This is a genomic window from Pseudomonas sp. LBUM1666 (assembly GCF_059695775.1).
Window position 1 is genome coordinate 2470190 of record NZ_CP166789.1, and the last position, 26507, is coordinate 2496696.

Genomic DNA, 26507 nt, shown 5'->3' on the forward strand with positions numbered 1-26507 from the left:
TCTCCCCACGGGGGAGAGGGGGAAAGGGAGCTGATCTCCATGGCTTTCAAACCTGAGTTCGCCACGGTATTTCAGGTCGCAGCACATCGACTAAACACCTCGGTCAGTTCCCTCTCCCCCCGGGAGAGGGCTAGGGTGAGGGCTGGTTCCGAAGCCTGGTGCAAAATCCAGTAACACCACGACTTCACCCTAAACGCACGCAGTCTTCCTCAACTCACAACCAACAGGAGCACCATCATGGATTTGGCTATTTCGGGCCGCTGGGCCATCGTCTGCGCCGCCAGCAAGGGGCTGGGTCTGGCCTGTGCGCGAGCCTTGGCGAAGGAGGGCGTTAACCTGGTGATCAACGCCCGTGGCAACGAAACCTTGCAGGCCGCCGCCTCTGAGTTGCGCAGCCTGGCGACGAGCATCGAAGTGCGCACGGTGGCCGGGGATATCAGTACGCCGGCAGTGCGCGAGCAGGTGTTGGCGGCGTGTCCGCAGGTGGACATCCTGGTCAATAACGCTGGCGGTCCGCCGCCGGGTGACTTCCGCGACTGGCAGCGTGAAGACTGGCTGAAGGCGCTGGATGCCAACATGCTCACGCCCATCGAGCTGATCAAGGCCTGCGTCGATGGCATGGCCGAGCGCGGTTTCGGGCGCATCGTCAACATCACCTCCGGCGCGGTGAAGGCGCCAATCGATGTGCTCGGCCTGTCCAACGGTGCCCGCAGCGGGCTGACCGGTTTCATCGCCGGGCTCGCGCGCCAGTCTCGGCTGGCCGGGCACAACGTGACGATCAACAATCTGCTGCCAGGCCCATTTGAGACCGAGCGCTTGCACAAAACCCTCAGTGCCGCCGCCGAAGCCAACAGCACCTCGGTCGAGAGCATCAGCGAACAGCGGCGCCAGCACGTGCCGGCCCAGCGTTTCGGCCAGCCCGATGAGTTCGGTGCCTACTGCGCGTTCATCTGTAGCGCCCACGCCGGTTTCCTCACCGGGCAAAACCTGTTGCTGGACGGCGGCAGTTACCCCGGTACGTTCTGATCTTTTGGGGGGATGACGATCGGTGATCCCCCAATCAGATCCCCTCATTATTCAGCTGCCGGGTGCGTGATTAGAGTGGGGCGGCTTGCCTAATACCAGTCAGTCATGACGCAGAACCTGTGGGAGCGAGCCTGCTCGCGAAAGCGGACTGTCAGCCAACATCCCTGTTGAATGATGCACCGCTATCGCGAGCAGGCTCGCTCCCACAGGGATTGCGGTGTTCAGAACCTTGACTGACAGGCATTGGGCCGCTTGCATCCACAACAATAAAGAGCGCCCCTCATGAACAATCCAAGTGCCGAAACCCTGCGGCTGACCGCCGCGTCTGCAACCGAGCGCCCCACCAGCGTGCGCTGGCGGATCTTCCTCATCATGTTGCTGCTGACCGCGATCAACTACATCGACCGCGCCTCGCTGTCGGTGGCCTTGCCGCTGATTTCCAGTGAGTTCCAGATCCCGCCGGCGCTGGAAGGCTTGATGCTCAGCGCGTTTTTCTGGTCCTACGCGTTAATGCAAATTCCCGGCGGCATGCTGCTGGATCGTTTCCAGACCCGCCGTGTGATCGTCATCGCGACCGTCGCCTGGGGCGCCTTTCAGGCCCTGGCCGCCGGCGCGCACAACTGGATCACGCTGCTGATCACACGCATGGGCCTGGGCATTGCCGAGTCACCGATCATGCCCGCCGGGGCCAAGCTCAACGGCGCATGGCTGACCCCTAACGAACGCGGGCGCGGCGCAGTGCTGGTCGATGGTGGTGCACCGCTGGGCAGTGCCTTCGGCGCCATCATCATTGCCGGCCTGATCGGCTGGTTCGACTCCTGGCGTATCGCCTTCGTGATTGCCGGCATCGGCACCATGCTCGCCGGCGTGCTGGCCTGGAAGTACATCCGCAACCATCCCAGCGAACACCCTGGTGTAAATGCTGCGGAACTGGCGCACATCACCGAGGGCAATATCAAAGTCAGCCAACCCGGTGCGGTCACCAGCATTCCTCTCAGGGAGCTGCTCAAGGATCGCTCGGTATTGGCCATGTTCGCCGGTTATTGCTGCATCCTCAGCGTGTTCTACGGTTTGCTGACCTGGATGCCGAGCTACCTGCACCAGACCCACGGCCTGAACATTTCGAGCATGGGCGGGGCGACGTTCCTGATCTTCATGTGCGGTTTTGTCGGCGAGCTGGTCGGTGGCTATCTGGGGGATAAATGGAAATCCAGCGGCGCCTCGCCAAACCTTGTGATGCGTAGCATGTTCAGCGGCTCGGCGCTGGTGGCGGCCCTGTGCATGCTGGCGGTTGCATATGCGAGCGAGGCCAGCAAAGCGATTGGTTTGCTTTGCGTGGCGATGTTTTTCATTCGCTGGTGCGGCATGTACTGGTGCATTCCGTCGATCCTCGGCGGCACTTCGAAAACCGGCGTGCTGGCCGGCACCATGAACTTCTGCGGGAACATGGCCGGGGTGATCGTGCCGATCCTGATCGGGCTGATCGTGCAGTTCACCGGGTCGTATTTCCTGGTGCTGATCTTCTTCGTGGTCATGGCCATGCTGCTGGCGATATTCTCCAGCCTGATCGATTATCGGGAACGAGGGCTGGCGTGAAAGGAGCGCAGGGCAGGTGAGCGTCGATATCGAGTGCGTGGTGGTCGGGGCCGGTGTGGTCGGGCTGGCGGTCGCCAGAGCCCTGGCCCGCAGCGGGCGGGAAGTGATCCTGGTCGAGGCGGGCGAGGGCATTGGCGTGGGCATCAGTTCGCGCAATTCGGAGGTGATCCACGCCGGCATTTACTACCCGAGCGGCAGCCTCAAGGCGCAAGTGTGCGTGGAGGGTAAGCAACGCCTTTACGCCTTTTGCGATGAGCGCGGCGTCGATTACCAGCGCCTGGGCAAGCTGATCGTCGCCACGGATGACGGTCAGTGCGTGGCCTTGCGAAAGTTGCTGGAGCAGGGGCAGTGCAATGGCGTCGATGACCTGCAATGGCTGGACGCCGAACAGTCGCGGGAACTTGAACCGGCAGTGTCCTGCGTCGCTGCGCTTTGGTCGCCGTCCACCGGGATTGTCGATTCCCATGCCCTGATGCTGGCGCTTCAGGCAGATGCCGAGGCCAGCGGCACATCGCTGGTTTTTCATACGCCGCTGGCGTCGGCCCGTTGCACCGAGCAAGGTTTCGATCTGCAGATGGGCGGCGCCCAACCGATGGCCTTGAGTTGCCGCGAGTTGATCAATTGCGCCGGACTGTCCGCGCCTGAGGTGGCGAGCCGGATTGAAGGCTTGCCGTCGCAGCACGTTCCCGAGGCACGATTGTGCAAAGGCAGCTATTTCAGTTTCAGCGGCCGGGCGCCGTTCCGGCATCTGGTGTATCCGGCCCCGGAGAGTGCGGGGCTGGGCGTGCACATGACGCTGGATCTGGGTGGTCAGGCGCGCTTCGGGCCGGACGTCGAATGGGTCGATCAGGTCGACTATCGTGTGGATCCACACCGAGCCGATGGCTTCTACGAGGCGATCCGGCGCTACTGGCCGGCGTTGCCCGATAACAGCCTGCAACCGGCCTACAGCGGTATCCGCCCGAAAATCACGGGCCCGACCGAGCCGGCGGCCGACTTTGTCATCAGTGGTCCGGCCGAGCATGGTGTGCCGGGGCTGGTGAACCTGTTCGGTATTGAATCGCCGGGGCTGACCAGTTGCCTGGCGCTGGCCGATCGGGTGGTGCAGCGGTTGACTCCGCACTCCTTGTAGCAGGTCGCGAAGTGACCGGTAATCAGCGTTTACAATGCCGCTCGCCCTGAGGGCTATGCTTGGCAGTGCGCCCATCACAATGGGAGACCTGCGATGATTAACGTACGCACTGCCCGCATGCTTGCTGATTACAAGCGCTGGGCCAATCAACGCCTCTTTGACAGCCTGGCCGCACTGCCGCCGGGTGAGGTCAATAAAGAACGCGTGTCGGTGTTCAAGAACATGATCGGCACCCTGAACCACATTTACGTGGTGGACTGCATCTGGCAGGCCCACCTCGAAGGCCGAGGGCACGGCTTCAAGACGTCACACGATCTGCTGCATCCCGACCTCGCTGAGCTGCGCATGGCGCAAAAGGACATCGATCACTGGTACTGCAACTGGAGCGAACGGCAGACCGATACCTCGCTGGATAAACCCGTCGAGTTCAGCTTTGTCTCGGGGGAAAGCGGCATCATGAGCGCCGGCGCGATACTGATGCATGTGGTCAATCACGCCAGTTATCACCGTGGCTGGGTGATCCAGATGTATTTCGAGATTCCGGTCATGCCGCCGGTCACTGACTTGCCGGTGTACCTGCGTGAGACCGACCCTGCTGCTTTCCAATCGCTCAAAGCACCGGCAGCGGCGCCGACATGTGTTGGGCAATTCGCGAGCGCAACCAACGTTCTGCCGGATCGTTATCGTTGACCCCGTTCCAGACCATGGACAGTTCGGACAGCACGATGTCAAACGGCGGGTCGTCGGCCCGCAGCTGGCTGCTGCCTTCGATCAGCGCGCACGCCGCGTAGTCCGGCACCGTGGCGAGCATGTCGGTGCCGGCCAGCAAGGCACGCAGGCCGGCGAACTGCGGCACCGCCAGCACCACCCGGCGTGAGCGGCCGATGCGCGCGAGGTCGTTGTCGATGGCCCCGGTCAAATCCCCGGAAAACGACACCAGCGCGTGCGGACGTTCGCAGTATTCATCCAGGGTCAGGGTGCCGGGACGATTGTCGCCGCGCAGGATCTTGACGCTCAGGTCACGCAACTTCTTGCGCTTGGCGTTGGCCGGCAGTTCCGTGGTGTAGCTGATTCCGACGGAAATCTCCCCGCTGGAGAGCATCGAAGACATCAGCAGGTAATTCACCCGACGCACCACCACCACGACGTTCTGCGCCTCTTCGCGTATTTGCTTGAGCAGCGACGGAAACAGGCCGAACTCGGCGTCGTCGGACAGGCCGATGCGAAATACATCGCGGCTGGTGGACGGGTCGAAATCCTTCGCCCGGCTGACCGCGCCGGATATGGTGTCCATCGCCGGCTGCAATTCCTTGAGGATCGCCAGCGCCCGCTGGGTCGGCTCCAGCACACGACCGTTACGCACCAGCAGCGGGTCGTCGAACAGGTCGCGCAACTTGGCCAATGAGGCACTGACGGCGGGCTGACCGAGAAACAGCTTCTCTCCGGCCCGGGTCAGGTTTTTTTCGAACATCAGGGTTTCGAAAATCACCAGCAGGTTCATATCGACGCGGCGCAGGTCGTTGCGGTTCATGCGGGCTTCTCGCTGGGTTTCGGGATCTTTTCAGTAAAGCACCAAACGTGTGGCGAGGAGGCTTGTCGGAATGCCGCACCGCCCAGCTTGCTCGTTCCCACGCAGAGCGTGGGAACGATCAGGTGGCCGGGCCCGATTCGGTCAGCACCTTCCTGAACGTTTCCACCAGCGGTCGCAAATTGATCCGGTGCCACGCGGCCCACAGCGGCGTGGTGAAGGAAATCCATGGCACTTCCCGCAGCACCACACCGGGTGGCGCGTTGCGGCTCAGGCCTTTCTGAATCATCGCGATGCCCAGCCCCGACGCCACCAGCCCCAACGCGGTGAAGGGTTCAGTGGCTTCCATGCGAATGTCCGGGGTGAAACCGGCGCGGATGCAGGCGCTGACGAAGTCGTCGCGGCTGGCGAGGTCCTGACGGGGTCGCACGCCGATCCATTCCTGATCGGCCAGGTCTGCCGGGGTCAGTGTTGTGTGGTTCGCCAAAGGATGATGTTCGGGCAGAGCCAACAGCATCGGATCGTCCAGCACCTGAAAACCCAGCAGGTCCGGGTCGTCGGCGACGGGCGGTTCGCTGACCAGTGCGATATCCAGACTACGCTGACGCAGGCCTTCGAGTTGTTCGGCGGAATTGAGGTTGTACAGCGCGACGTGCACGTTCGGCCGGTCGACCCGCAGCACCCGCAAGGCATTCGGCAAGACGCCGGCGTGCATGGCGTTTTCGATGTAGCCGATGCACAAGCCGCCTTCTTCGCCACGACCGAGGCGCTTGCCCAGGGATTCCAGGCGATTGGCGTGGGTCAGCAGGGCACGGGTTTCGGCCAGAAAAGTCTGGCCATCGCGGGTCAGGCGAATGCGTTGCTGGCTGCGTTCGAACAGGGTCAGGCCCAGGCGTTCTTCGAGCTGGGCGATCTGCCGGCTCAGCGGCGACTGGGAAATGTGCAGGCGTTCGGCGGCGCGACCGACGTGTTCCTCTTCGGCGACGGCGACGAAGTAGCGCAATTGGCGGATGTCGATCATGTCAGACCTCTAGGGACTCAAGTGCTGCGCATTATGTCTTGGACGGTCCGATCATCGCAATCTAGCATCTGCTCATCGGTCACATCAGCTGACCCCTGACACTCAAGAGGAAAAACCCATGAGCTTGAAAGACAAATTGCCTGGCACCCTCGGTTTCGGCACCGCTCCATTGGGCAACATGTTCCGCGCCATTCCTGAAGACGAGGCGCTGGCCACCGTGCACGCCGCTTGGGATGCCGGTGTGCGTTACTTCGACACCGCGCCGTTTTACGGCTCGGGCCTGTCGGAAATTCGTCTGGGCACCGCGTTGGCCCAGTACAACCGCGACGACTATGTACTCAGCAGCAAAGTCGGCCGAGTGATTCTCGATGAAGTCGAAGACGCCGCGGCCCGTGACTTGGGCGAAAAAAGCGGAGTGTTCGAACACGGTCGCCCGAACAAGATCGTCAACGACTACAGCGCCGACGCCACGATGCGCTCCATCGAAGACAGCCTCAAGCGCCTGCAAACCGATCGTCTGGACATCGTCTGGGTGCATGACATCGCCCAGGACTTCTACGGCGATCAATGGCTGGAATACTTCAATCAGGCCCGCACCGGCGCTTTCAAAGTACTGACCCGTTTGCGCGAAGAAGGCGTGATCAAGGGCTGGGGCCTGGGCGTGAACAAGGTTGAGCCGTGCGAGCTGACCCTGGACCTGACCGAAGCCCAGCCGGACGGTTTTCTGCTGGCGGGTCGCTACACGCTGCTCGACCACGATCGTGCCTTGCAACGCTTGATGGACGCCGCGCTGGCGCAGAACGTCGAGATCGTAGTCGGTGGTCCTTACAGCTCGGGCATTTTGGCTGGAGGTACACACTTCGAGTACCAGAAAGCCAGTCCGGCAATCATCAATAAAGTCGAGCACATCAAGCGAATTGCTGCCGCGCATGGTGTCGACATCAAGGCAGCTGCGTTGCAGTTCTCCCTGGCTAACCCGGCCGTGGCGGCGGTGATTCCAGGTTCCAGCCGTCCGGACCGGATTGCTGAAGACGTTGCGGCGATGTCGGCCGTCATTCCCGCCGCTTTCTGGCAGGCGATGCGCGACGCGAAACTGGTGTCCGAACGTGCGCCATTGCCGATCATTGGAGGTTGAGCATGAAAATCGATCTGACGGGAAAACTCGCCATTGTCAGCGGCAGCACCGCCGGCATTGGCCTGGGCATCAGCAAGGCGCTGGCTGAATCCGGCGCCACGGTGGTGGTGATCGGCCGTGAGACGACCAAAGTCGAACAGGCGCTGGCGAGCATTCGCCAGAGCGTGCCAGACGCGCAGTTGCGTGGCCTGACCGCTGACCTCGGTACGGCCGAAGGCGCCGAGTTGTTGTTCGCCGCCGAACCGCGGGCGGACATCCTGGTGAACAACCTCGGCATCTTCAACGAGGTGGATTTCTTCGACACGCCGGACAGTGAGTGGACGCGCTTCTATGAGGTCAACGTGATCTCGGGTGTGCGCCTGTCACGGCACTACGTGCCGGACATGGTCAAGCAGGGCTGGGGACGGGTGATCTTCCTGTCTTCGGAGTCCGGGATCGCAATCCCGGCCGATATGCTCAACTATGGCGTGACCAAAAGCGCCAACCTCGCGGTGTCCCATGGTTTGGCCAAGCGGCTGGCGGGCACCGGGGTGACGGTCAATTCGATCCTGCCTGGCCCGACGTTGACCGATGGCCTGGAGCTGATGCTCAAAGACGCCACTGCCAAATCGGGGCGCAGCGTTCGGGAAGAAGCCGATGCCTTCGTGCGCAAGGCTCGGCCAACCTCGATCATCCAGCGTGTGGCGGATGTCGAGGAAGTCGCCAACCTGGTGGCCTACATCGCCTCGCCGCTGTCTTCGGCCACTACTGGCGCGGCGTTGCGAGTCGACGGCGGCGTCGTCGACAGCATGGCGATTTGAACCTTATTGATTGAGAGAGAATATTTCATGGCTACAGCATCAGCATTCATCGACATCCCGGCGACCGCCGACCAGGTTTGGCAATTGATTGGCGGCTTTAACTCGCTGCCGGACTGGCTGCCGTTTATTCCCAAAAGCGAGCTGAGTGAAGGCGGCCGGGTGCGTAGCTTGCAAACGGCGGACGGGGCGGTGGTGGTTGAGCGGTTGGAGGCGTTTGATAACGCTGGGAAGACTTACAGTTATTCGATTTTGCAGGCGCCGTTTCCGGCTACTGACTATCTGGCGACTATCAGTGTTGAAGCGCAGGGGCAGGGCGCGCGAGTGACCTGGTCCGGGCGGTTTGCACCTGTCGGTGTGAGCGACGAGGAAGTGGTGGCGCTGTTTACCGGTATCTACCAAGGCGGTCTTGAAGCCCTGCGGGCCAATTACCCAGCCTGACCCTGGACTGATCGTTCCCACGCAGAGTGGGAACGATCATGTTACTGAGCCGGTAATCTAAGCTCCGCGCACAACCCACCCCCTTCACGATTACTCAACGTCAACGATCCCCCGATCGCCAACGCCAATTGCTGTGCAATCGCCAACCCCAACCCGGTCCCGCCGGTACTGCGGTTACGTGAGTTCTCCACGCGATAAAACGGTTCCATTACCTGGGCCAATTCCTCCTCGGCAATCCCTGGCCCGCGGTCCATCACCTTCACCGACAAGCTGCCGTCAGCCTTCGCTTCCACCCACAATTCGGCGGCGCCAGAGAACTTCAACGCATTGTCCGTCAGGTTCACCAGCACTCGCCGCAAGGCGTGCGGCCGGGTGTTGATCACCGCGTCACTTTTACCGCTGAGCTGAACGTCTTTGCCCATGTCCTGATAGTCGAACACCAGGCTGTCGAGGAACGAATCCAGATTGGTGCGACGACTTTCCTCGGTGGCGCCATGAACGCTGCGGGCATAGGCCACGCCTTCGCGCACAAGGTGTTCTATCTCGCCAAGATCATTCCAGAGTTTGTCTTTCTCGGTGGAGTCGTCCATGAATTCGGCGCGCAGTTTCATACGGGTGATCGGGGTTTGCAGGTCGTGGGAAATCGCCGCCAGCAGTTGCATGCGCTCTTTGAGGTAAGCGGCGATGCGCGCCTGCATCGAATTGAAGGCCATGGCGGCATGCGCGACTTCGGTCGGGCCTTTTTCGTCCAGGTGCACCGCGTGGGTGTTGGGGTCCAGGGTTTCTACCGCTTGGGCGAGGCGGGTGAGGGGGCGGATGGCGATTCTCACGGCCAGCCAGGTGCAGATGAGCATCAGTGCCAGTTGCCCCAGCAACACGATGGGTAACCACGGCGACAACGGCACCATCGAGGGTCGCACGTCGATGGTCACCGGGCTGCCGTCCGCCAGTTTCAGGTGGACCTGAAAATGTTTATCCGGCCCGGGGATGTCGGTCACCGTCATCGGGTAATCCTTGCCGATGGCCTCTTTGATCGACGTCATCGCGATTGGCGAATCGCTCATGGGCACGCCCGGCGAGCCTTCGTTCAACAAATAGCGGTAGTTACGTCGATCCAGTTGTTGCAGCCAGCTCATGCGTTCTTCGGCCGGCAAGCGGTCGAGGATGGCGATGGAGGTCGAGACGTCGGTTTCCAGATTGCCCAGCATCGTGTTCTTCGTGCTTTCGTACCGCTCGTAATACTGCGCGCCGAAAGACAGCGCCTGCGCGAGAATCAAGCCGATCAGGAAGATCAGAGACAGTCGCGAGGCGAGGGTGCGGGGCCAGCGCATAGAGAGATTCATGAGGGCGCCCCGAGCACTTCCACCGGCAGCGAAAACACATAGCCTTCGCTGCGCACGGTTTTGATGTAGGCCGGTTCGCGGGCATCGTCCAGCAAGCGCTGGCGCAAGCGGCTGACCAGCAAGTCGATGGAGCGGTCGAACAGGTCGGCATCGCGGCCTTGGGTCAGGTTCAGCAATTGATCGCGATTGAGCACCCGCTGCGGGTGATCGAGGAACACCCGCAGCAACCGATATTCCGCACCACTGAGCGCGACCATCGTGCCGTCCTCATCGAGCAAGTGCCGGGCCGAGGTGTCCAGGCGCCAGCGCCCGAAGGCCAGCAAGCGACCGCTTTCGGTGACCACCAGGTTGGGCGGCAGCATCCGCGTGCGGCGCAGCACGGCGTTGATTCGGGCGAGCAGTTCACGGGCAGCGAACGGCTTGACCAGGTAATCGTCGGCACCCATTTCCAGGCCGATGATGCGGTCGGTTTCATCGTTGCGTGCGGTGAGCATCAGTATCGGCGTGGCCTTGTGTTTACCGGCGCGCAACTCACGGCACAGCATCAGGCCATCGTCGCCCGGCATCATGATATCGAGCACGATCAGGTCCACCGGCGTGGACTCCAGGAACGTGCGCATTTGCCGTCCATCCGCCACGACGGTGGTGCGCAGGCCGTTTTTCTTGAGGTAGTTGCCTACCAGTTCCCGGATCTCGCGGTCATCGTCCACGATGAGAATGTGATCGACGTGTTCCATTTGGCCAGGCCTCTGTAGATGGGGATGTCGCGCAGTCTATCGAGCCTTGGCCCGCTCGCCCGCAGTCCTTTGTATTGCAGTGTATCTGGCATGTCGGCGGATACACGTGGACGCAAAAACACTCATTTTCAAGGCTTTTGTATCGCTGTGTATCCCGGCCCGGTTTTGATACGTACCGATTTACACGCGCCTGTTCCCGACACAGTCGGGATACCTCGCGGGCTTCTAATAGGTTCCATCGAGGCAAGCCAAACCGCCTCGGCCCAATAAACGATTGACCTATTGAAGCCTTGAGGAAACCACCATGAATACCAAAGCCGTCTACGCCGCTTGCCTGTTTGCCGCCCTGAACATCTGCACCTTGTCGGCCCGCGCCGAAGCCGATGTCTCCGCTAAAACCTACACCTACGGCACGCACCTGGACATCAAGAAAGTGGTGTCGTTGAAACAGGACGCCTCGCCTTTCTGTGGGGTTGTGGATGCCCAGCTGACCTACCTGGATTCCCATAACAAAACCCAGGTCCTGGACTATCGCAAATTTGCTGATGGCTGCAACTCAGACAACTGAGTCCTGCGCTGACCCATTGCCCATCCCAATTGAAACAGGAAGCACATCATGAACAACGTCACCCGCTTTTTGACTGCCATTGCCTTCTCCGCGGCTGGCGCCGCTGCCCATGCCAACGCTGCTGTTGAACAGAAAAGCTGTGGCAGCGCGACTTGCTTCCAGCTGACGCCGGTGGGGGAGAAGGGTGGGAATGCTTTTCTGGTAGAGAACGGTGGTAGCCGGACTCCGCAGGGGCAGTTGTTGGGTAACCAGACTGCTTGAGGGTGTCCGTGAGAGCCACCCCTCACCCCAGCCCTCTCCCCATGGGGGAGAGGGGGAAAGGGGGCAGATCTCCATGCTTTTCAAATCTTGAGTTCGGCTCGGTATTTCACGTCGCAGCAGCTCGGACAAACCACTCGGTCAGTCCCCTCGCCCCTCTGGGGAGAGGGTTAGGGGTGGATTTCGAATCCTAACCACCATTTTCAAGGTGACAACCATGTTTCTCATCGCTTTCCTGGGCGGCATATTGACCGTCCTCAGCCCTTGCATCCTCCCGGTCGTGCCGTTCCTGTTCGCCGGTGTTAAACGTACGCGTTCCTCGATCCTGCTCACCCTCGGCGGCATGGTCATGACCTTCGCCCTGATCTCCAGCCTGGCCGTGGTCAGCAGCGAGTGGGTGATACACGCCAACAACACCGGCCGACATGTGGCTCTCATCGTGATGGCGTTGTTCGCCCTGTCGCTGATTTCCGCCCGTGTCGGTGACTGGCTGGCCCGTCCTTTCGTGGCACTGGGCAACCGCCTCGATCCGGACACCCGAAAAATGTCCGGTCCGCTGGGTTCGGTCATGATCGGCGTCGCCACCGGTCTGCTCTGGGCACCGTGTGCCGGACCGATCCTCGGGGTTATCCTCACGGGTGCCATGCTGCAAGGCGCAAACGCTCAAACCAGCCTGTTGCTGGTGGCGTACGGCCTGGGCAGCGCATTGTCCCTGGGCACCTTGATTTTCGCCGGTCGCGGCCTGGTCAATCGCTTGAAATCGTCGATCCCGGTCACCGGTTGGCTGCGTCGTGGTACGGGGGTTGCGGTGCTGGCGGCTGCGGCGGTGATTTCCACCGGTGCCGATAAAACACTGCTGGCCGGCACTTCGTCCGAAGGCGTCAGCAGCATCGAGAAAGGTGTGTTGGAAACCGTACCGAAAGTCGTCGATTACTTCGTCAGCAAGGTCAGCGCAGACTCGTCCATGGACAACGCCAAAGGCGCCATGCCGTCCATTGCCGGCGCAGTGCAATGGCTTAACTCGCCAGCCCTGACCAACGAGTCCCTGAAAGGCAAAGTGGTGTTGGTGGACTTCTGGACCTACGACTGCATCAACTGCCAGCACACCTTGCCCTACGTGAAGGACTGGGCGAAGAAATACGAGAAGGATGGCCTGGTGGTGATCGGCGTCCACACCCCTGAATACGGTTTCGAGCGCATCATCGACAACGTCAAGGATCAGGTGAAAAAGCTCGGCATCACCTACCCGGTGGCCATCGACAACAACTACGCGATCTGGCGTAACTTCGACAACCAGTACTGGCCGGCTCACTACCTGATCGACGCCAAGGGCCAGGTGCGTTACACCCACTTTGGTGAAGGCAGTTACGAGACTCAGGAGAAAGTGATTCAGCAGTTGCTGGAAGAGGCTAAAGCACCCGCTGCGTAAGGCTTCAAATCAATGGCTCACAGGCTGCACGCTGTGGGCCATTGGTTTTTTCTCCTGACTGCGCCGCCACGCCGCCGGTGGCGCTCCATACTCTCGACGAAACGCCCGACTGAACGCCGTGTCGGTCTGGTAGCCCACCTCTTCGGCAATCCGCATCAACGAGCTGTTACTGCTGCGTAACAGGTTAGCCGCCAGCAACATGCCGGCCAGACGGGTATCGCACGCCAGATAGCCGCACACCAACCGTGTTACCGCGCCACCACCGCCATAGCTCAATTGCCGTGGACGGCGCGCCAGCACCACGTCCAGCCGTGCACCGGTGGCGGGCGCGAGCCCCGGTTGAGAGCTCATCCGATGGGCGTCTCCCTGAGGGAAAACCACCACATCGCCGGCCGTCAGCAGGAGCGGGGGATCATCACCCAGTTCGACATAACACTCGCCTTCGGTGATCAAGTGGAAGATCACCACGCGTTCGGCGCCGGGCTCCAGAAACGGCGCCGCCGTGTCGGCGCTCGGCGACTGGTAGCACCAAGGCGCGGTGAATCGGGCATTGATGAAAATCGCGCCGACCAGGCGGACGACGCGCAGGGTCTGGGACAGGGCGTCCATGGTGGTTTTCCCGTGTTGGCGGGCAGCTTTTGGTGGTGAGCTTGATTGTGAGCCTGTCGCGCCAGAGCGTGAAATCTCCGGACGATCGGGCAGGGTTGGCCGACGATCGGGCAGGACGCCAGCGTTGCCCGGCGCGATAGTTGACCTACAGGGTTCGCCGACCCTGTCATCAATAACAAGAATGAGAGGTTGCCATGCCAAAGTTCGTCATAGAACGCGAGATTCCGGGCGCTGGAACACTGTCAGAAAGGGATTTGAAAGCCATCTCGCAAAAGTCCTGCCGGGTGTTGCGCGATCTGCCAGAGGTGCAGTGGCTGCAGAGTTACGTCACCGGTGACAAGCTCTACTGCGTGTACATCGCGCCGGACGCAGAGCTCATCCGGGAACACGCCAGGCTGGGCGGTTTCCCTGCCAACAGCGTTTCCCAGGTCATGAACATCATCGATCCCACGACGGCGGAGTAATCGTCCGCCAGATCCTGGTCTGTGTTCCAACCCGCGAGGGAGCCAGTCTCCATGAGTACACCCATTGATCTTACTGCTTTGAAAAACCGTCAGATGGCCGCTTGGGCCAGCGGTGACTATGCCGTGATCGGCACCAAGTTGCAGATCGTCGGCGAAGAGCTCGCCGAAGCCTGCGACCTGCTCTGCGATGAACGCGTGCTCGACGTGGCCGCCGGCAACGGTAACGCGACGCTCGCTGCTGCGCGCCGTGGATGCCACGTCACCTCCACCGACTATGTGGCTGCGCTGCTGGAGCGCGGCGAGGACCGGGCCAGGGCAGAACATCTGGAAGTCACCTTCCAGGTAGCCGACGCCGAGGCGCTGCCCTTTGAGGATGCCAGCTTCGATGCCGTGCTTTCGACCTTCGGGGTGATGTTTACGCCGGACCAACCCAAGGCCGCCACGGAACTGGCGCGGGTCTGTCGCCCCGGAGGAAGGATCGGCCTGGCCAACTGGACGCCCGAAGGTTTTGTCGGCCAGATGTTCAAGACCCTCGGCCGCCACCTGCCGCCACCGCCGGGCGCTCAACCGCCTTCGCAGTGGGGCACCGAAGCCTGGCTGCACACGCAGTTCGACGAGCGCAACTTCCTGGTCCAGGTCACTCGCAAGCACTTCAACTTCCGCTACCGCTCGGCCGCGCATTTCATCGATACGTTCCGCACCTGGTACGGCCCGGTCCACAAGGCGTTCCTGGCGCTGCCTCCCGAGGGTGCCGAGGCCCTGGAAAAGGACCTGACCGAACTGTTGAACCGCTTGAACCGGGCGGGAGACAAGTCGCTGGTGGTGCCGAGTGAATACCTTGAGGTGGTGATCACCCGGCGTTGACCTGAACGAGCTTAATGACAATGCAAAACCCCTGTGGGAGCAAGCTCGCTCCCACAGGGGGATGGTGTTTTGTCGGGGGGCAATCACTCATCCAGCCGCTCGGTGTACACCACCCAAACGCTGCACGGCATTTTGTACAGCAGATGCTCCACCGTACTGCCGATCAGCCGGCCCAGGCCGCGATGGCCGATCCGGCCCATGACAATCACGTCAACGTCATAGGCATCGGCAAAGCGGGTGAGAACCTTGGCCGGGTTACCCATGATCATGTGCCGCTGCTCCGGCGCGATGCCGTTGCGCTCGGCCAAGTCGTTGAAGGCATCCTCCTGGTAATCGAATACGGTCTTGGCCTTGCCCGATGAGAAGAACGCCGAACCGTTGTCGAAGCCGAATTCGTCGGCGCTGATGGAAGAAAGGTCATAGGCGTAGACCACATCGAGCTCGGCATTACAGGCGCTCGCCAGTTTCGCCGCTTCGTGAAGGATTCGGTCGTTGAAGGTTTTGTAATGGTCATCGCGATGAAAGGGGTCGACCGCCGCGACGATCTTGCGCGGTAAGGCGTGCACGGCATGGCTGACGAAATGCAGCGGCACCGGGCATTCGCGTAGCAAATGCACATCGAGCGGGGTAAACATCAGCCGCGACAGCAGCGATTCGTGCTCCAGCGCCTTGATCAGCACGTCCATCGGCTGCTCTTTGAGGTGAATCAGGATTTCCTCCAATGGGCGTTCGACCCAGGCCACTTCGGTGGTGACGTGCACACCGATTTTGCGCAAGGGACGGGCCTGTTCCTCAAGCCATTGGCGGTGGCGTTCGACGTAGCCCACGCGCATCTGTTCCAGGGCCTTTTCGTTAACCAGACTGGCGGTCGCCAGGCCTTCAAGGTAGTCGAAGGCGACGATGTGAAGCGCTGCGTCTTCGGCCTTGGCCAGCGCAGCGGCCCTGTCGAAAGCAGGGCTGTGTTCCATCAGCGGTGATGCAACCAGCATGAAGCGGGATTGACCAGACATGACGAACCTCCCGTGGATTAGCCGGCCGACGTGCGGCTCGTGCGACGTACAGCCAGTCTCTAAGTATTGACCATGATCAACCTCCCGTCCGTAAACCGGTTGCAGGCTGAGGTTCGTGCGGTGCCGGATGCGTTGGCACAACCTGTCCCCGATCCCCGATGGACTCAGCGACAAACAGGTGCTGATGTGCCCCGAACATCATGTGCGCCGGGTTTTCCCGGGGGGGAACGCGGGGAGGTAAAGATTGGCGATATTGCCGAGTTGGCCGGGCGCGAGGATATCCAGAACTATTACTTGGGGGCCGTGGGGTAGGGCACTGTTGAACACTAACTGCACATGACGCTAACGGCCTTCGCGGCGCGTTGCAGTTCTTGTTTAACATCGACCGGTATCCGCTGTTTCACGAGTCGTTGCTCGAGGAATGTCTGATCGCCTCGGGTATCAACCTGAGCGTCAATAGCCGCATCCTCTGCTTCTATGGTGGCAGCGTGAGCCTCTATGACCGAGTCGACCTCAGCGTCGCTCTTGGCGGCGTCGAGCGCACCAATGAGTATCGCCACTTCGTCTTCTTCAGCCTTGCCATAGGCTTCTACGGACAGTCCGGCAGCGAACGCCCGCGCCCGGATTTCCACGCCTTTCAGCGTCTGCTTGGCCTGTCCGCACAGCATGTCGTGTTTTTGGCTTTCGACGATTTTCCATTGGAAAAATCCATACGTCATCGTGCCGATAATCGCTACGGTGATACCACCGATCAGGATCCGTTTCATGGCTACAGTCGTGAAAGTCTGGGGATTGAGGGTTCGGTGGACATCGCTTCGTTCTCTATTCGAGGAAATGAAAGCGTAGCACCGGAACCCGGTCCAGCCCCGTCCAATGTCAATGCAAATTGCAGTAGTGAAGGAGCGGCGTGTCTTCAAGATTATGGCGCATTAAGTAACCCGTTCACATCGGCCAACGTCGGAGCATGGGCCCCGGCATGGCGGCAGGACAGGGATGCGCAAGCTGATGAAAATCGCAAGCGATCCGCCAAGTCGGTTATTCCGAGCAAGTCCGATGCCAACCAACCGGCCATGCAAGCGTCACCTGCACCTACCGTATCGGCCAAGTCTACGGCGATAGCCGGCTGCTCGTACCGCCTGTCGGGGGTGTAGAGAACCATGCCGTGTTCACCTCGGGTAAACAGGATTTCAGCCACTGGGTTCAGTGCGCGAAGCTCGTCCAATGCCTGGTGTTCGGTCAGCCCTGGATAAAGGTGCCGAAGGTCTTCGTCGGAAAGTTTAATCATGTCGGCCAGGGCGGTCATCGTCGGGAACGTCTGCTGCCGATAACGGCTGTCCATCAAATTACGCCAGTTCGGATCGTAGCTAATCCGTTTGCCCACTCCTTTGGCCAGCTGAGCGATTTTTACCAATCGGTCTCCAATCGGCTGACGTGCCAGGCTGATACAGCTGAAATGGCACACCTGGGCATGGTCAATCCATCCTTCCGGCATCAGGTCAGGATCGAAAAAATGATCGGCGTCACCCGCAAAAAAGTATCGTGGAGGGCGGCTCGATGGAACGATGGCCACCAAGGGGTCTCGGTCTACTCGTTGGATAAATCGCCCGTCCAGACCTGCCGCCTCTGACTGCCTGGCGATCTCATCGCCCAGGGAGTCCGTGCTGATAGAGCCTGCGAAAGCGCTGCTGACGCCCAAGCGACTTAGCGCTCGTGCAACGTTCCAGGGCGCGCCGCCTGGATAGCCTTTCCATTGTCCGGGGATGCCTTGGACAAGGTCGGTCAGGGCTTCGCCAAATATAACTGCGCGAGGCAATACCATGGTCATTTCCTCAATGTTTTCTCGGAGAGGTTGCTGCTGGTTGATCAACATCGACCACCGGGCCTCGTTCACTCAATGGGCTTCGCCGAACGGCAGGGATGGGTGAGCACCGTTGCGATGGAACATCGCCATTGTCGCTGCGCGCCGATACTCGCTCGGTGTCTGTTCCATTTCGATGCGAAAGTGCCTGTTGAAGTTAGAAAGGTTTTCATAGCCAACCTCAAAGCAGATGTCCGCCACTGACCTCTCTGTTTGCAATAACAGCCTGCAGGCGCGCTGAACCCTGAGCTTGCGCATGAGATCAATGAAGCCGTGGCCGGTAATCCTTTTGAAGAAACGCGAAAAACCGGGCTCGCTCATCTCCAGGCGCTGAGCGATAACCGACAGGCGTATGTCGCCTGTGAGCTCAGTCAGTAGATAGTCAAAGGCCTTGTTGATGCGCTCGGAACTACGGGCATCCAGGGTGGGCGCGTAGCAAGCGCTGGCGAGCAAGTGAACGTCAGGCGAGGGCGCTTTCATCAGCGCGTTGATCAATTGCAGGAACAGAATCAAACGCTCGAGCCCTTGCGCCGGTCCTATGTCCTCCAGCAGTCGCGCTGCCTGTGCAGCCGTTGCCCCGGTGAATTCCAGACCGCGACGTGCTTGTTCGAAAAGGTGTTGAAGCTCGCCCAGCTCAGGCATCGTTGCGCGTAAGGCCAAAATGGCTGCGCCATCAAACTGCAGCACCACATCGCGCCCCGCCAGGTATTCACCTGGCGCGAGATCCCCTATCCAGTCATGGGGAAGGTCGGGGCCGATGAGCGCCACGTGACCTGCACCGAACGCACCGATGTAATCGCCCGCGACGAGCTTGCCGCTGCCTTGGCGGATCAGATGGATTTCGAATTCAGGGTGATGGTTCCAGCGAGCCAGAGAGTAGGGGTAGTCGTGTTCGTACCAGCGAAAGCAATGATCGGGCTCTGGAAGAATGACCTCCAGCTCGGCGGGTCGCTGCTCAAACAGGGCTGCTCGGGAATCAGGCATCTCATGCCCCTTTTTTGTTCTTCGAATGCGACCAACATACGCCTTCTCCGCTGGCACCTGCTAGCTCACGTATTGCCTGCAACTGATACTTTTTTGATCTCGGGCCGCTATGCCACGCTCGGTTAAAAAAGTATCAGATGAGCATCCGCTACGCGTTTGTCCGGGTCTTTTTAAGCTGCTGTAATCGAGTCGTCCACCATTGCGGCTCAGACGTATTTGATCAGCGGTGGTTAACAAACAAAAATAATAGCTCCCGTCGTTCAAGGCGCGGAGCGGAGAGCACTACGATGAACATCCCGAAAGCGCTTTTCCTTTCCGCTGGCCTATCCTTTGCCCTTGTCAGTCAAGCCGCTGAAACAGTGACCATTGCCACCGTCAACAATGGCGACATGATCCGGATGCAGCGGCTCTCCAAAGTGTTTGAACAGCAGCATCCTGATGTGAAGCTCAATTGGGTGGTGCTGGAAGAAAACGTCCTGCGTCAGCGCCTGACCACTGACATCGCCACTCAGGGCGACCAATTCGATGTGCTGACGATTGGTACCTATGAAGCGCCGCTTTGGGGGGCCAAGAGTTGGCTCGAGCCCATCACGGGGCTGCCACCCGAGTACGACCTGGAAGACATCTTCCCTTCGGTACGCCAAGGCTTGTCGGTCAACAACACGCTCTACGCGTTGCCTTTCTATGGCGAAAGCACGATCACCTATTACCGCACCGATCTGTTCAAGCAAGCAGGCCTGAGCATGCCGGAGCACCCGACCTGGACGCAGCTCGGCGAATTTGCCTCCAGGCTCCACCAGCCTGACAAAGGGCAGTACGGCATGTGCCTGCGCGGTAAGGCCGGTTGGGGTGAGAACATCGCGCTGATGAGCACCATGGCCAACGCCTTTGGTGCCCGTTGGTTCGATGAAAAGTGGCAGCCGGAACTGTCCAGCCCAGAGTGGACAGCAGCGGCGCACTTCTACGTTGATACGCTCAAGAAGTTCGGGCCGCCAGGCGTGTCGAGCAATGGTTTCAACGAAACCCTCGCGCTGTTCAACAGCGGTAAATGCGCAATCTGGGTGGATGCCAGCGTCGCAGGCTCGTTCACCACCGATAAAGAGCAGAGCAAGGTCGTCGACAGCGTGGGCTTTGCGCCTGCACCGACTGAGGTCACCGACAAAGGCTCGTCATGGCTGTATGCGTGGTCGCTGGCGATACCGGCAACCTCCAAGCACAAAGACACCGCCAAGGCCTTTATCACGTGGGCAACGTCGAAAGAATACATTCAACTTGTCGCCAAAACAGACGGCATCACCAATGTGCCGCCAGGCACTCGGCAGTCCACCTACAACGAGGCTTATTTGAAGGCTGCACCTTTCGCGCAAGTGACCTTGCAGATGATGCAGCACGCAGATCCTGCGCACCCATCGATCAAGGCTGTTCCTTACGTTGGCATCCAGTACGTCACCATTCCCGAATTCCAGGCGATCGGCACGTCTGTAGGGAAACTGTTTTCGGCGGCGCTCACCGGGCAGATGTCGGTTGATCAAGCCCTCGCCGCCGCACAGACCTCCACCGAACGTGAAATGAAGCGCGCCGGTTACCCCAAGTAATCCCACAACCTGCTCCCGCCTTCTGTGGGAGCGAGCTTGCTCGCGATGACGGCCTCCCATTCAACATTGTGGGTGACTGATCCACCGCCATCGCGAGCAGGCTCGCTCCCACAGTTGATCTTCATAGGTCTGCATGAATCGGTTCTATCGCCATGAATATTTCAACTGCCAAAGCTCACATGGACATCCCGCAACCGGTGCGTAAAAGCCGGTTGGCCAACCCCAGCTGGTTTCTGGTCAGCCCCTCGGTGGCGTTGTTGCTGCTGTGGATGATCGTGCCGCTGGGCATGACCGTTTACTTCTCGCTGATCCGCTACAACCTGCTCTATCCCGGTGAAAACCAGTTCGTCGGGCTGGAGAACTTCAGCTACTTCCTCAGTGACTCGGGTTTCCTGCCCGGCGCCACCAACACCTTGTTGCTGGTCGGCAGCGTGCTGCTGATCAGCGTGGTGTTCGGCGTGTTGATCAGTGCGCTGCTGGAGGCCAGTGAGTTTCTCGGTCGCGGCATCGTGCGGGTGATGCTGATCTCGCCCTTTTTCATCATGCCCACCGTCGGTGCGCTGATCTGGAAAAACCTGATTTTCCATCCGGTGTCGGGGATTCTCGCCTACGTCTGGAAGCTGTTCGGCGCGCAGCCGGTGGACTGGCTGGCGCACTACCCGCTGCTGTCGATCATCATCATTGTGTCCTGGCAATGGCTGCCGTTCGCCATCCTGATCCTGATGACCGCCATGCAGTCCCTCGACCAGGAGCAGAAGGAAGCCGCGCGCCTCGACGGTGCCGGGCCGATCGCGATCTTCTGGCACCTGACCCTGCCGCACCTGGCACGGCCGATTGCGGTGGTGGTGATGATCGAAACCATCTTCCTGCTCTCGGTATTCGCCGAAATCTTCACCACCACCAACGGCGGCCCCGGCTACGCCTCGACCAACCTCGCCTACCTGATCTACAACCAGGCACTGGTGCAGTTCGACGTCGGCATGGCGTCCGCCGGTGGCTTGATCGCGGTGGTGATCGCCAACATCGCGGCCATCGTGCTGGTGCGGATGATCGGCAAAAACCTGACAGACAAAGCCTGAGGCCTGCGCCATGACCCTTCAACAATCCCGCCGTCTGCAAAGCCTGCTGCTCGGCACCCTGGCCTGGGCCATCGCGATCCTGATCTTCTTTCCGATCTTCTGGATGGTGATGACCAGTTTCAAAACCGAAATCGATGCGTTCGCCACGCCGCCGCAGTTCATCTTCACGCCCACGCTGGAGAACTACCTGCACATCAACGAGCGCAGCGACTACTTCAGCTTCGCCTGGAACTCGGTGGTGATTTCCTTCAGCGCTACCGCTCTGAGCCTACTGATCGCGGTGCCGGCGGCGTACTCGATGGCGTTCTACGAAACCCAACGCACCAAAGGCACGCTGCTGTGGATGCTCTCCACCAAGATGCTGCCACCGGTGGGCGTGCTGATGCCGATCTACCTGCTGGCCAAGAGCTTCGGCCTGCTCGATACACGGATCGCGCTGATCGTGATCTACACGCTGATCAACCTGCCGATCGTGGTCTGGATGATTTACACCTACTTCAAAGACATCCCCAAAGACATCCTCGAAGCCGCGCGCCTCGACGGTGCCACGCTGTGGCAGGAAATGGTCCGGGTGCTGCTGCCGATCGCCAAGGGCGGCCTGGCGTCCACGGTGCTGCTGTCGCTGATCCTGTGCTGGAACGAGGCGTTCTGGTCACTGAACCTGACCTCGTCGAAAGCTGCGCCGTTGACCGCGTTGATCGCCTCCTACTCAAGTCCCGAAGGTCTGTTCTGGGCCAAGTTGTCGGCGGTGTCGACCCTGGCCTGCGCACCGATCCTGATCTTCGGCTGGATCAGCCAGAAACAATTGGTCCGCGGCCTGTCGTTCGGCGCGGTGAAATAGCCCTCAAAGAATAAGCACAAAGGAGCGCCACCATGGCCAACCTGAAAATCAAGAATCTGCAAAAAGGCTTCGAAGGTCTGTCCATCATCAAGGGCATTGATCTCGAAGTCCGTGATAAAGAATTCGTGGTATTCGTCGGCCCGTCGGGCTGCGGAAAATCCACCTTGCTGCGGCTGATTGCCGGCCTGGAGGAGGTCACCAGCGGCACCATCGAACTGGATGGCCGCGACATCACCGAAGTCAGCCCGGCCAAGCGCGACCTGGCGATGGTGTTTCAAACCTACGCCCTCTACCCGCACATGACGGTGCGCAAGAACATGTCCTTCGCGCTGGATCTGGCGGGTGATAACAAGCAGGACGTCGAGCGCAAGGTGACTGAGGCCGCACAAATCCTGGAGCTGGAACGCCTGTTGGAACGCAAACCGAAGCAACTGTCCGGCGGCCAGCGTCAACGAGTCGCTATCGGGCGCGCCATCGTGCGTAACCCCAAGATCTTTTTGTTCGACGAGCCACTGTCCAACCTCGACGCCGCTCTACGGGTGCAGATGCGTCTGGAACTATCCCGGCTGCACAAAGAACTGCAGGCCACGATGATCTACGTGACTCATGATCAGGTCGAAGCCATGACGCTCGCCACCAAGGTGGTGGTGCTCAATGGCGGTCGTATCGAGCAGATTGGCTCGCCGCTCGAGCTTTATCACCAACCGGCCAATCTGTTCGTAGCAGGTTTTTTGGGCACCCCGAAAATGGGCTTTCTCAAGGCCACTGTGGTTGCCAACAGTCATCAGGGCGTAGAGGTCGAACTGGCCTCCGGTCGCCATCTGCTGATCCCTCGTGATGGAAGCACGTTGGGCAAGGGCAACGAGGTCACCGTGGGAATACGCCCCGAACACCTAAGCCTGGATGATCAAGGGCAACTGCCCATCACCACGGACGTCACCGAACGCCTGGGCAGTGACACCTTCTGCCACGTCGTCGCCAAGTCCGGTGAAGCACTCACCGTGCGAGTCAATGGCGACTGCGACGTCGCTTATGGAGAGCAGCGGTGGGTCGCGCTGGACGTTGCGCATTGCCATTTGTTCGACGAACACGGCAAGGCTGTCGCCCCGTTGGTGCGTCGCGCCGCCTGATCTTAATCCTCTTCAATGCCCTCGGTTGGGCGTACCCGACATTCAAGAAAACGGATGAACACTCAATGAAACGACTAGAAGGTAAAAGCGCGCTTGTCACTGGATCCGCCCGAGGCATCGGCCGTTCTTTTGCTCAGGCCTATGTTAATGAAGGGGCAACGGTAGCCATCGCTGACATCAACCTTGAGCGCGCCCGGGCCACGGCTGCCGAACTCGGACCAAACGCTTACGCTGTCGAGATGGACGTGACCAACCAAGCGTCTATCGATGATGCGATTGCAGCTGTGATTACGCACACAGGCAAGTTGGATATCCTGATCAACAACGCCGCATTATTCGATCTAGCGCCCATAGTCGACATCACCCGCGACAGCTTCGAGCGCTTGTTTTCGATTAATGTCGCAGGAACACTGTTCACCCTTCAGGCGGCTGCTCGTCAGATGATCAGGCAGGGGCATGGCGGAAAAATCATCAATATGGCCAGCCAGGCAGGTCGCAGAGGGGAGGCACTGGTGGGTGTGTATTGCGCGACGAAAGCGGCAGTGATCAGCCTTACACAATCAGCAGGTCTGGATTTGATCAAGCATGGGATCAATGTGAATGCCATCGCGCCAGGCGTGGTAGACGGCGAGCATTGGGATGGCGTCGATGCGATGTTCGCTCAATACGAGAATCGGCCATTGGGCGAAAAGAAAAGGCTCGTGGGTCAAGAGGTGCCTTTTGGACGGATGGGGACTGCTGATGACCTGACGGGAATGGCCATATTCCTCGCGTCGTCCGAAAGTGAATACGTGGTGGCTCAGACCTACAACGTCGACGGTGGAAACTGGATGAGTTGACGTCAAAGCATCACAGGCACTTGCTACGGTTACGCGCCCCAACAAGGTTAAAAAGCGGCCAACTCGACCCACGTCGATGGCCGCTTTTGACGCCAGCCAGCGTCAAGCATCCGGCTAGTTACCGTCCGCCACTTTCCGTTCTATCTCAGCTATTTTCCGACTGAGCTCCTCAGCTTCCTGCTCCTTGGTTCGAGTTGACGAGGGCGTAACGGCTTCATCCACACCTTTGGCGTCCGCGTCCCTGTCCTCAAGATCTCTTTCGGCGTTTGACGTTGCATTTGATTTGACGTCGTTAACACTGTTATCACTGTTCATATCACTGATCTCCATTGACCTGAACATTGGATTCAATGCCATGGCTTGAGTTCGAGATTTTTTGTCGGCGTCGATCAGCTTGGGCAACGACACGTACCGGCGGTCAGACTGCCCGAATTTTTCCCTGATGACGGTACTCCACCGTCCGAGGAGCAGCCGCTCCTTATTAGCGGTGTAATCCGCCGGGGGAACACGTAATGCCATCGGTCGAAGATTTCAGAATCCAGTCTCACGCTTTCCTGATCGAACTGGACGCCGCAACGATGGGCATGATGACGCTGGTCTCTTCCAAATGTGTTTCAGGACCGGAATGGGAAGAGGCGACCAAACGGCATCACGATGCTTACGAGATATGGAATGACTTTCTTAATGTCTCTCCTTCAAGCACTGACGTAGTCACTCCGTTAAATACTTCGGGCGCTGACTAAGGACGATTTTGGCAGTCCATGGCTGGACGAAAACACGACAACTCCATACTGACGGCGCTTCTACTGGGTCTGGAAGAAAAATTGGCGTCATGAAATAGACGGCTGGCGCCACCCCATGTCGCTTGCAAAGTCCCTACCTTGATCTTTACTAGTCACTGAACGTGAGAGCGTTCCTCATCAAATATGTCTTTTATATCAAGGTTTAAGCACGCCTCTTGAAGTTCCGCCTTGATCTTTTTCTTATCTGCCCAAAAGAAAGCTCAAAGGATGACGAAGAAATGAAAGAGAACTTGGCGGCAGTTATCCGCAAACTCATATCTCCTTCAATGCGGTATGAGATAAGAAACGCTTCAAACTGGTTGCGAGACATTCTTGGACGTGCGTGTTTCTGGCGCTGGGAGATTGCCAGGTTCAGAGTGCAGAACGAAAGTCCTTACGAAATCCTCTATATCGGACGGAAAAAGAAGCGGGAGATGGCCAAGCTTCTCATAAGGGGAAAGTCCCAAGGTGATTCCCCTATGGTCGACGTCGAACCGGAACCTGGCGCGTCGAGTCATGTGGTAGTGGTCAGTGAAATGCCGACCTCAGGGGCCTTGTCTGTACCCCTGTATCTGAGTGCCGTCGTACCGCTGGGGCGATCCATCGAGGAGATCACCACAAAATACGATAGCGAATTGCGTCGAAATATACGCAAGAACCGACCGCGCTACCGAATGGTCCAGACGCTGTTGGATGAAGACATTGAAAAGGCAGACAGGGAAATGCTTCGACCTTATGCCACGGCACGGCAAGGCATCCACGCTGCGCAATTTGCCACGCAGGAGGTTTTCAGGATCGCCAAGACTGTCGGCCGGCTCGACCTGATCATGCTGGAGGACGAGGTTGTTGCATGTCACCTTGGCTGCGTAATAACCCGGGGCGGAAAGCGCTACTGGAGCACGCTACGTTTCGGATATACCGAGGCGATTTTTTCAGATGCCAAAAGACTGCGTGAAGTGAACTCGATTACCACCTTCATGGCACTTGAGTGGGCGATAGACAATGGCTTCGATTATTACGACATCGGTCTGTGCCTGGCACGGCCAGATGACGGACTTCTGAAATGGAAAAGAAGGCGCGGCGGTGATATTGATTCCCTGGGAAACCACGCTTATATGTTTGTCCGGCTGCCCAAGACAGGTACAGCCAAATTCCTCTGGGACACGCCGCTATTCGCTGTCGAAGGAAAGGAATTGACCCTTCACCTTGGCTTGCCGGACGGACCAAGCGATGAGGAGGTCGCCAGCCGCTATCATGAAATGGTATTTGGCGGGCTGCACAAAATTTATCTTTATTGCGCCAAGAGCTCGGGTGAACAGTTTCTCGAAACTTTGCGTAGTCGCTACGCCAATTTGCAGACCCCACCCATTATGGAAAGGATTGCATCCAGCTGAACAATTTCCACGACTGAAATAAATAGAGCGCTTCGCGTCTGACTATT

The 26507-nt window shown here is 59.4% G+C and carries 29 protein-coding genes and 1 pseudogene; 20 read left to right on the forward strand and 10 right to left on the reverse strand.

Features of this window, described 5'->3' with window-relative positions:
• Positions 1-237: 237 nt before the first annotated feature.
• The 4 genes from ACA056_RS11215 (at position 238) to ACA056_RS11230 (ending at position 4444) form a co-directional block, all read left to right on the forward strand.
• On the forward strand, positions 238-1026 hold the full coding sequence (locus tag ACA056_RS11215; RefSeq protein ID WP_497272721.1) for an SDR family oxidoreductase: 789 nt from the start codon (positions 238-240) through the stop codon (positions 1024-1026).
• A 282-nt stretch (positions 1027-1308) separates the two neighbouring features.
• Positions 1309-2622: an MFS transporter gene (locus ACA056_RS11220; protein WP_497272723.1), complete on the forward strand. Its 1314-nt coding sequence runs from the start codon at positions 1309-1311 to the stop codon at positions 2620-2622.
• 16 nt (positions 2623-2638) lie between these two features.
• Positions 2639-3754: an NAD(P)/FAD-dependent oxidoreductase gene (locus ACA056_RS11225; RefSeq protein WP_497272725.1), complete on the forward strand. Its 1116-nt coding sequence runs from the start codon at positions 2639-2641 to the stop codon at positions 3752-3754.
• 93 nt (positions 3755-3847) lie between these two features.
• On the forward strand, positions 3848-4444 hold the full coding sequence (locus ACA056_RS11230; RefSeq protein ID WP_497272729.1) for a DinB family protein: 597 nt from the start codon (positions 3848-3850) through the stop codon (positions 4442-4444).
• On the opposite strand, the gene ACA056_RS11235 is transcribed toward ACA056_RS11230, so the two are convergent.
• Positions 4365-5285, reverse strand: coding sequence for a LysR substrate-binding domain-containing protein (locus ACA056_RS11235; protein WP_497272731.1), 921 nt, complete (start codon positions 5283-5285; stop codon positions 4365-4367). The two genes, ACA056_RS11230 and ACA056_RS11235, sit on opposite strands and share 80 nt — an antisense overlap.
• Before the next feature lie 118 nt (positions 5286-5403).
• Positions 5404-6303 carry a LysR substrate-binding domain-containing protein gene (locus ACA056_RS11240; RefSeq protein WP_497272733.1) on the reverse strand — a complete coding sequence of 300 codons (900 nt, stop codon included), beginning with the start codon at positions 6301-6303 and terminating at the stop codon, positions 5404-5406.
• A gap of 118 nt (positions 6304-6421) precedes the next feature.
• Between ACA056_RS11240 and ACA056_RS11245 the strand changes: the two genes are divergently transcribed.
• The 3 genes from ACA056_RS11245 to ACA056_RS11255 are packed head-to-tail and all read left to right on the forward strand — an operon-like array spanning position 6422 to position 8676.
• On the forward strand, positions 6422-7438 hold the full coding sequence (locus ACA056_RS11245; protein ID WP_497272735.1) for an aldo/keto reductase: 1017 nt from the start codon (positions 6422-6424) through the stop codon (positions 7436-7438).
• 2 nt (positions 7439-7440) lie between these two features.
• Positions 7441-8238 (forward strand): SDR family NAD(P)-dependent oxidoreductase, encoded by a 798-nt coding sequence (locus ACA056_RS11250; RefSeq protein ID WP_497272737.1) that lies wholly within the window; start codon positions 7441-7443, stop codon positions 8236-8238.
• A 27-nt stretch (positions 8239-8265) separates the two neighbouring features.
• Positions 8266-8676: an SRPBCC family protein gene (locus ACA056_RS11255; RefSeq protein WP_056741866.1), complete on the forward strand. Its 411-nt coding sequence runs from the start codon at positions 8266-8268 to the stop codon at positions 8674-8676.
• Positions 8677-8717: 41 nt separating this feature from the next.
• Here ACA056_RS11255 and ACA056_RS11260 read toward each other — a convergent pair whose 3' ends face one another.
• Together ACA056_RS11260 and ACA056_RS11265 are read right to left on the reverse strand one after the other, a co-directional pair.
• Complete coding sequence (locus ACA056_RS11260) at positions 8718-10019, reverse strand: sensor histidine kinase (protein WP_497272739.1); 1302 nt, start codon at positions 10017-10019, stop codon at positions 8718-8720.
• Positions 10016-10756, reverse strand: a complete 741-nt coding sequence (locus ACA056_RS11265; RefSeq protein WP_497272741.1) for a response regulator — start codon at positions 10754-10756, stop codon at positions 10016-10018. The genes ACA056_RS11260 and ACA056_RS11265 overlap by 4 nt, the downstream gene beginning before the upstream one ends.
• Positions 10757-11060: 304 nt before the next feature.
• Here ACA056_RS11265 and ACA056_RS11270 point away from each other — a divergent pair, with 304 nt between their 5' ends.
• The 3 genes from ACA056_RS11270 (at position 11061) to ACA056_RS11280 (ending at position 13011) form a co-directional block, all read left to right on the forward strand.
• Positions 11061-11324, forward strand: a complete 264-nt coding sequence (locus ACA056_RS11270) for a DUF2790 domain-containing protein (protein WP_497272743.1) — start codon at positions 11061-11063, stop codon at positions 11322-11324.
• A 48-nt stretch (positions 11325-11372) separates the two neighbouring features.
• Positions 11373-11585, forward strand: coding sequence for a hypothetical protein (locus ACA056_RS11275; RefSeq protein WP_497272745.1), 213 nt, complete (start codon positions 11373-11375; stop codon positions 11583-11585).
• Positions 11586-11799: 214 nt separating this feature from the next.
• The gene (locus ACA056_RS11280; protein ID WP_497272747.1) at positions 11800-13011 is read left to right on the forward strand and encodes a cytochrome c biogenesis protein DipZ; all 1212 of its coding nucleotides are present in this window, start codon (positions 11800-11802) and stop codon (positions 13009-13011) included.
• A gap of 9 nt (positions 13012-13020) precedes the next feature.
• Here ACA056_RS11280 and ACA056_RS11285 read toward each other — a convergent pair whose 3' ends face one another.
• The gene (locus tag ACA056_RS11285; RefSeq protein ID WP_497272749.1) at positions 13021-13620 is read right to left on the reverse strand and encodes an AraC family transcriptional regulator; all 600 of its coding nucleotides are present in this window, start codon (positions 13618-13620) and stop codon (positions 13021-13023) included.
• 194 nt (positions 13621-13814) lie between these two features.
• On the opposite strand from ACA056_RS11285, the gene ACA056_RS11290 reads away from it, so the two are divergent.
• Positions 13815-14084, forward strand: coding sequence for a DUF4242 domain-containing protein (locus ACA056_RS11290; RefSeq protein ID WP_095131691.1), 270 nt, complete (start codon positions 13815-13817; stop codon positions 14082-14084).
• Between the two features lie 51 nt (positions 14085-14135).
• On the forward strand, positions 14136-14948 hold the full coding sequence (locus ACA056_RS11295) for a class I SAM-dependent methyltransferase (RefSeq protein ID WP_497272751.1): 813 nt from the start codon (positions 14136-14138) through the stop codon (positions 14946-14948).
• 83 nt (positions 14949-15031) lie between these two features.
• Here the strand turns inward: ACA056_RS11295 and ACA056_RS11300 are convergent, their stop codons facing one another.
• Entirely contained in the window at positions 15032-15958 is a 927-nt protein-coding gene (locus ACA056_RS11300; protein ID WP_497272752.1) for a universal stress protein, read from the reverse strand.
• 102 nt (positions 15959-16060) lie between these two features.
• Here ACA056_RS11300 and ACA056_RS11305 point away from each other — a divergent pair.
• Positions 16061-16210: pseudogene (locus ACA056_RS11305) on the forward strand (NAD(P)-dependent alcohol dehydrogenase); the annotation flags it as partial.
• Positions 16211-16284: 74 nt separating this feature from the next.
• Here the strand turns inward: ACA056_RS11305 and ACA056_RS11310 are convergent.
• The 3 genes from ACA056_RS11310 to ACA056_RS11320 all read right to left on the reverse strand — a co-directional run bounded on the left by ACA056_RS11310 (position 16285) and on the right by ACA056_RS11320 (position 18800).
• A complete protein-coding gene (locus ACA056_RS11310) occupies positions 16285-16725 on the reverse strand; it encodes a hypothetical protein (protein WP_497272754.1) in 441 nt (146 codons plus the stop codon).
• A gap of 152 nt (positions 16726-16877) precedes the next feature.
• Entirely contained in the window at positions 16878-17777 is a 900-nt protein-coding gene (locus tag ACA056_RS11315) for a carbohydrate kinase family protein (protein WP_497273519.1), read from the reverse strand.
• A 72-nt stretch (positions 17778-17849) separates the two neighbouring features.
• The gene (locus ACA056_RS11320) at positions 17850-18800 is read right to left on the reverse strand and encodes an AraC family transcriptional regulator (RefSeq protein ID WP_497272756.1); all 951 of its coding nucleotides are present in this window, start codon (positions 18798-18800) and stop codon (positions 17850-17852) included.
• A 287-nt stretch (positions 18801-19087) separates the two neighbouring features.
• Between ACA056_RS11320 and ACA056_RS11325 the strand changes: the two genes are divergently transcribed.
• The 5 genes from ACA056_RS11325 to ACA056_RS11345 all read left to right on the forward strand — a co-directional run bounded on the left by ACA056_RS11325 (position 19088) and on the right by ACA056_RS11345 (position 24284).
• Positions 19088-20395 (forward strand): ABC transporter substrate-binding protein, encoded by a 1308-nt coding sequence (locus tag ACA056_RS11325; protein ID WP_497272758.1) that lies wholly within the window; start codon positions 19088-19090, stop codon positions 20393-20395.
• 179 nt (positions 20396-20574) lie between these two features.
• Complete coding sequence (locus ACA056_RS11330) at positions 20575-21474, forward strand: carbohydrate ABC transporter permease (RefSeq protein ID WP_497273520.1); 900 nt, start codon at positions 20575-20577, stop codon at positions 21472-21474.
• A 10-nt stretch (positions 21475-21484) separates the two neighbouring features.
• Positions 21485-22315: a carbohydrate ABC transporter permease gene (locus ACA056_RS11335; protein ID WP_283180389.1), complete on the forward strand. Its 831-nt coding sequence runs from the start codon at positions 21485-21487 to the stop codon at positions 22313-22315.
• A 32-nt stretch (positions 22316-22347) separates the two neighbouring features.
• Positions 22348-23445: an ABC transporter ATP-binding protein gene (locus tag ACA056_RS11340; RefSeq protein ID WP_497272760.1), complete on the forward strand. Its 1098-nt coding sequence runs from the start codon at positions 22348-22350 to the stop codon at positions 23443-23445.
• Positions 23446-23510: 65 nt separating this feature from the next.
• Positions 23511-24284: an L-iditol 2-dehydrogenase gene (locus ACA056_RS11345; RefSeq protein WP_497272762.1), complete on the forward strand. Its 774-nt coding sequence runs from the start codon at positions 23511-23513 to the stop codon at positions 24282-24284.
• 114 nt (positions 24285-24398) lie between these two features.
• Here the strand turns inward: ACA056_RS11345 and ACA056_RS11350 are convergent, their stop codons facing one another.
• Positions 24399-24599, reverse strand: coding sequence for a hypothetical protein (locus ACA056_RS11350; protein WP_497273521.1), 201 nt, complete (start codon positions 24597-24599; stop codon positions 24399-24401).
• 197 nt (positions 24600-24796) lie between these two features.
• Here ACA056_RS11350 and ACA056_RS11355 point away from each other — a divergent pair, with 197 nt between their 5' ends.
• Both ACA056_RS11355 and ACA056_RS11360 read left to right on the forward strand, forming a co-directional pair.
• Positions 24797-25027 (forward strand): hypothetical protein, encoded by a 231-nt coding sequence (locus tag ACA056_RS11355; protein ID WP_497272764.1) that lies wholly within the window; start codon positions 24797-24799, stop codon positions 25025-25027.
• Between the two features lie 278 nt (positions 25028-25305).
• Positions 25306-26460, forward strand: a complete 1155-nt coding sequence (locus ACA056_RS11360) for a GNAT family N-acetyltransferase (protein WP_497272766.1) — start codon at positions 25306-25308, stop codon at positions 26458-26460.
• Positions 26461-26507 lie beyond the last annotated feature (47 nt).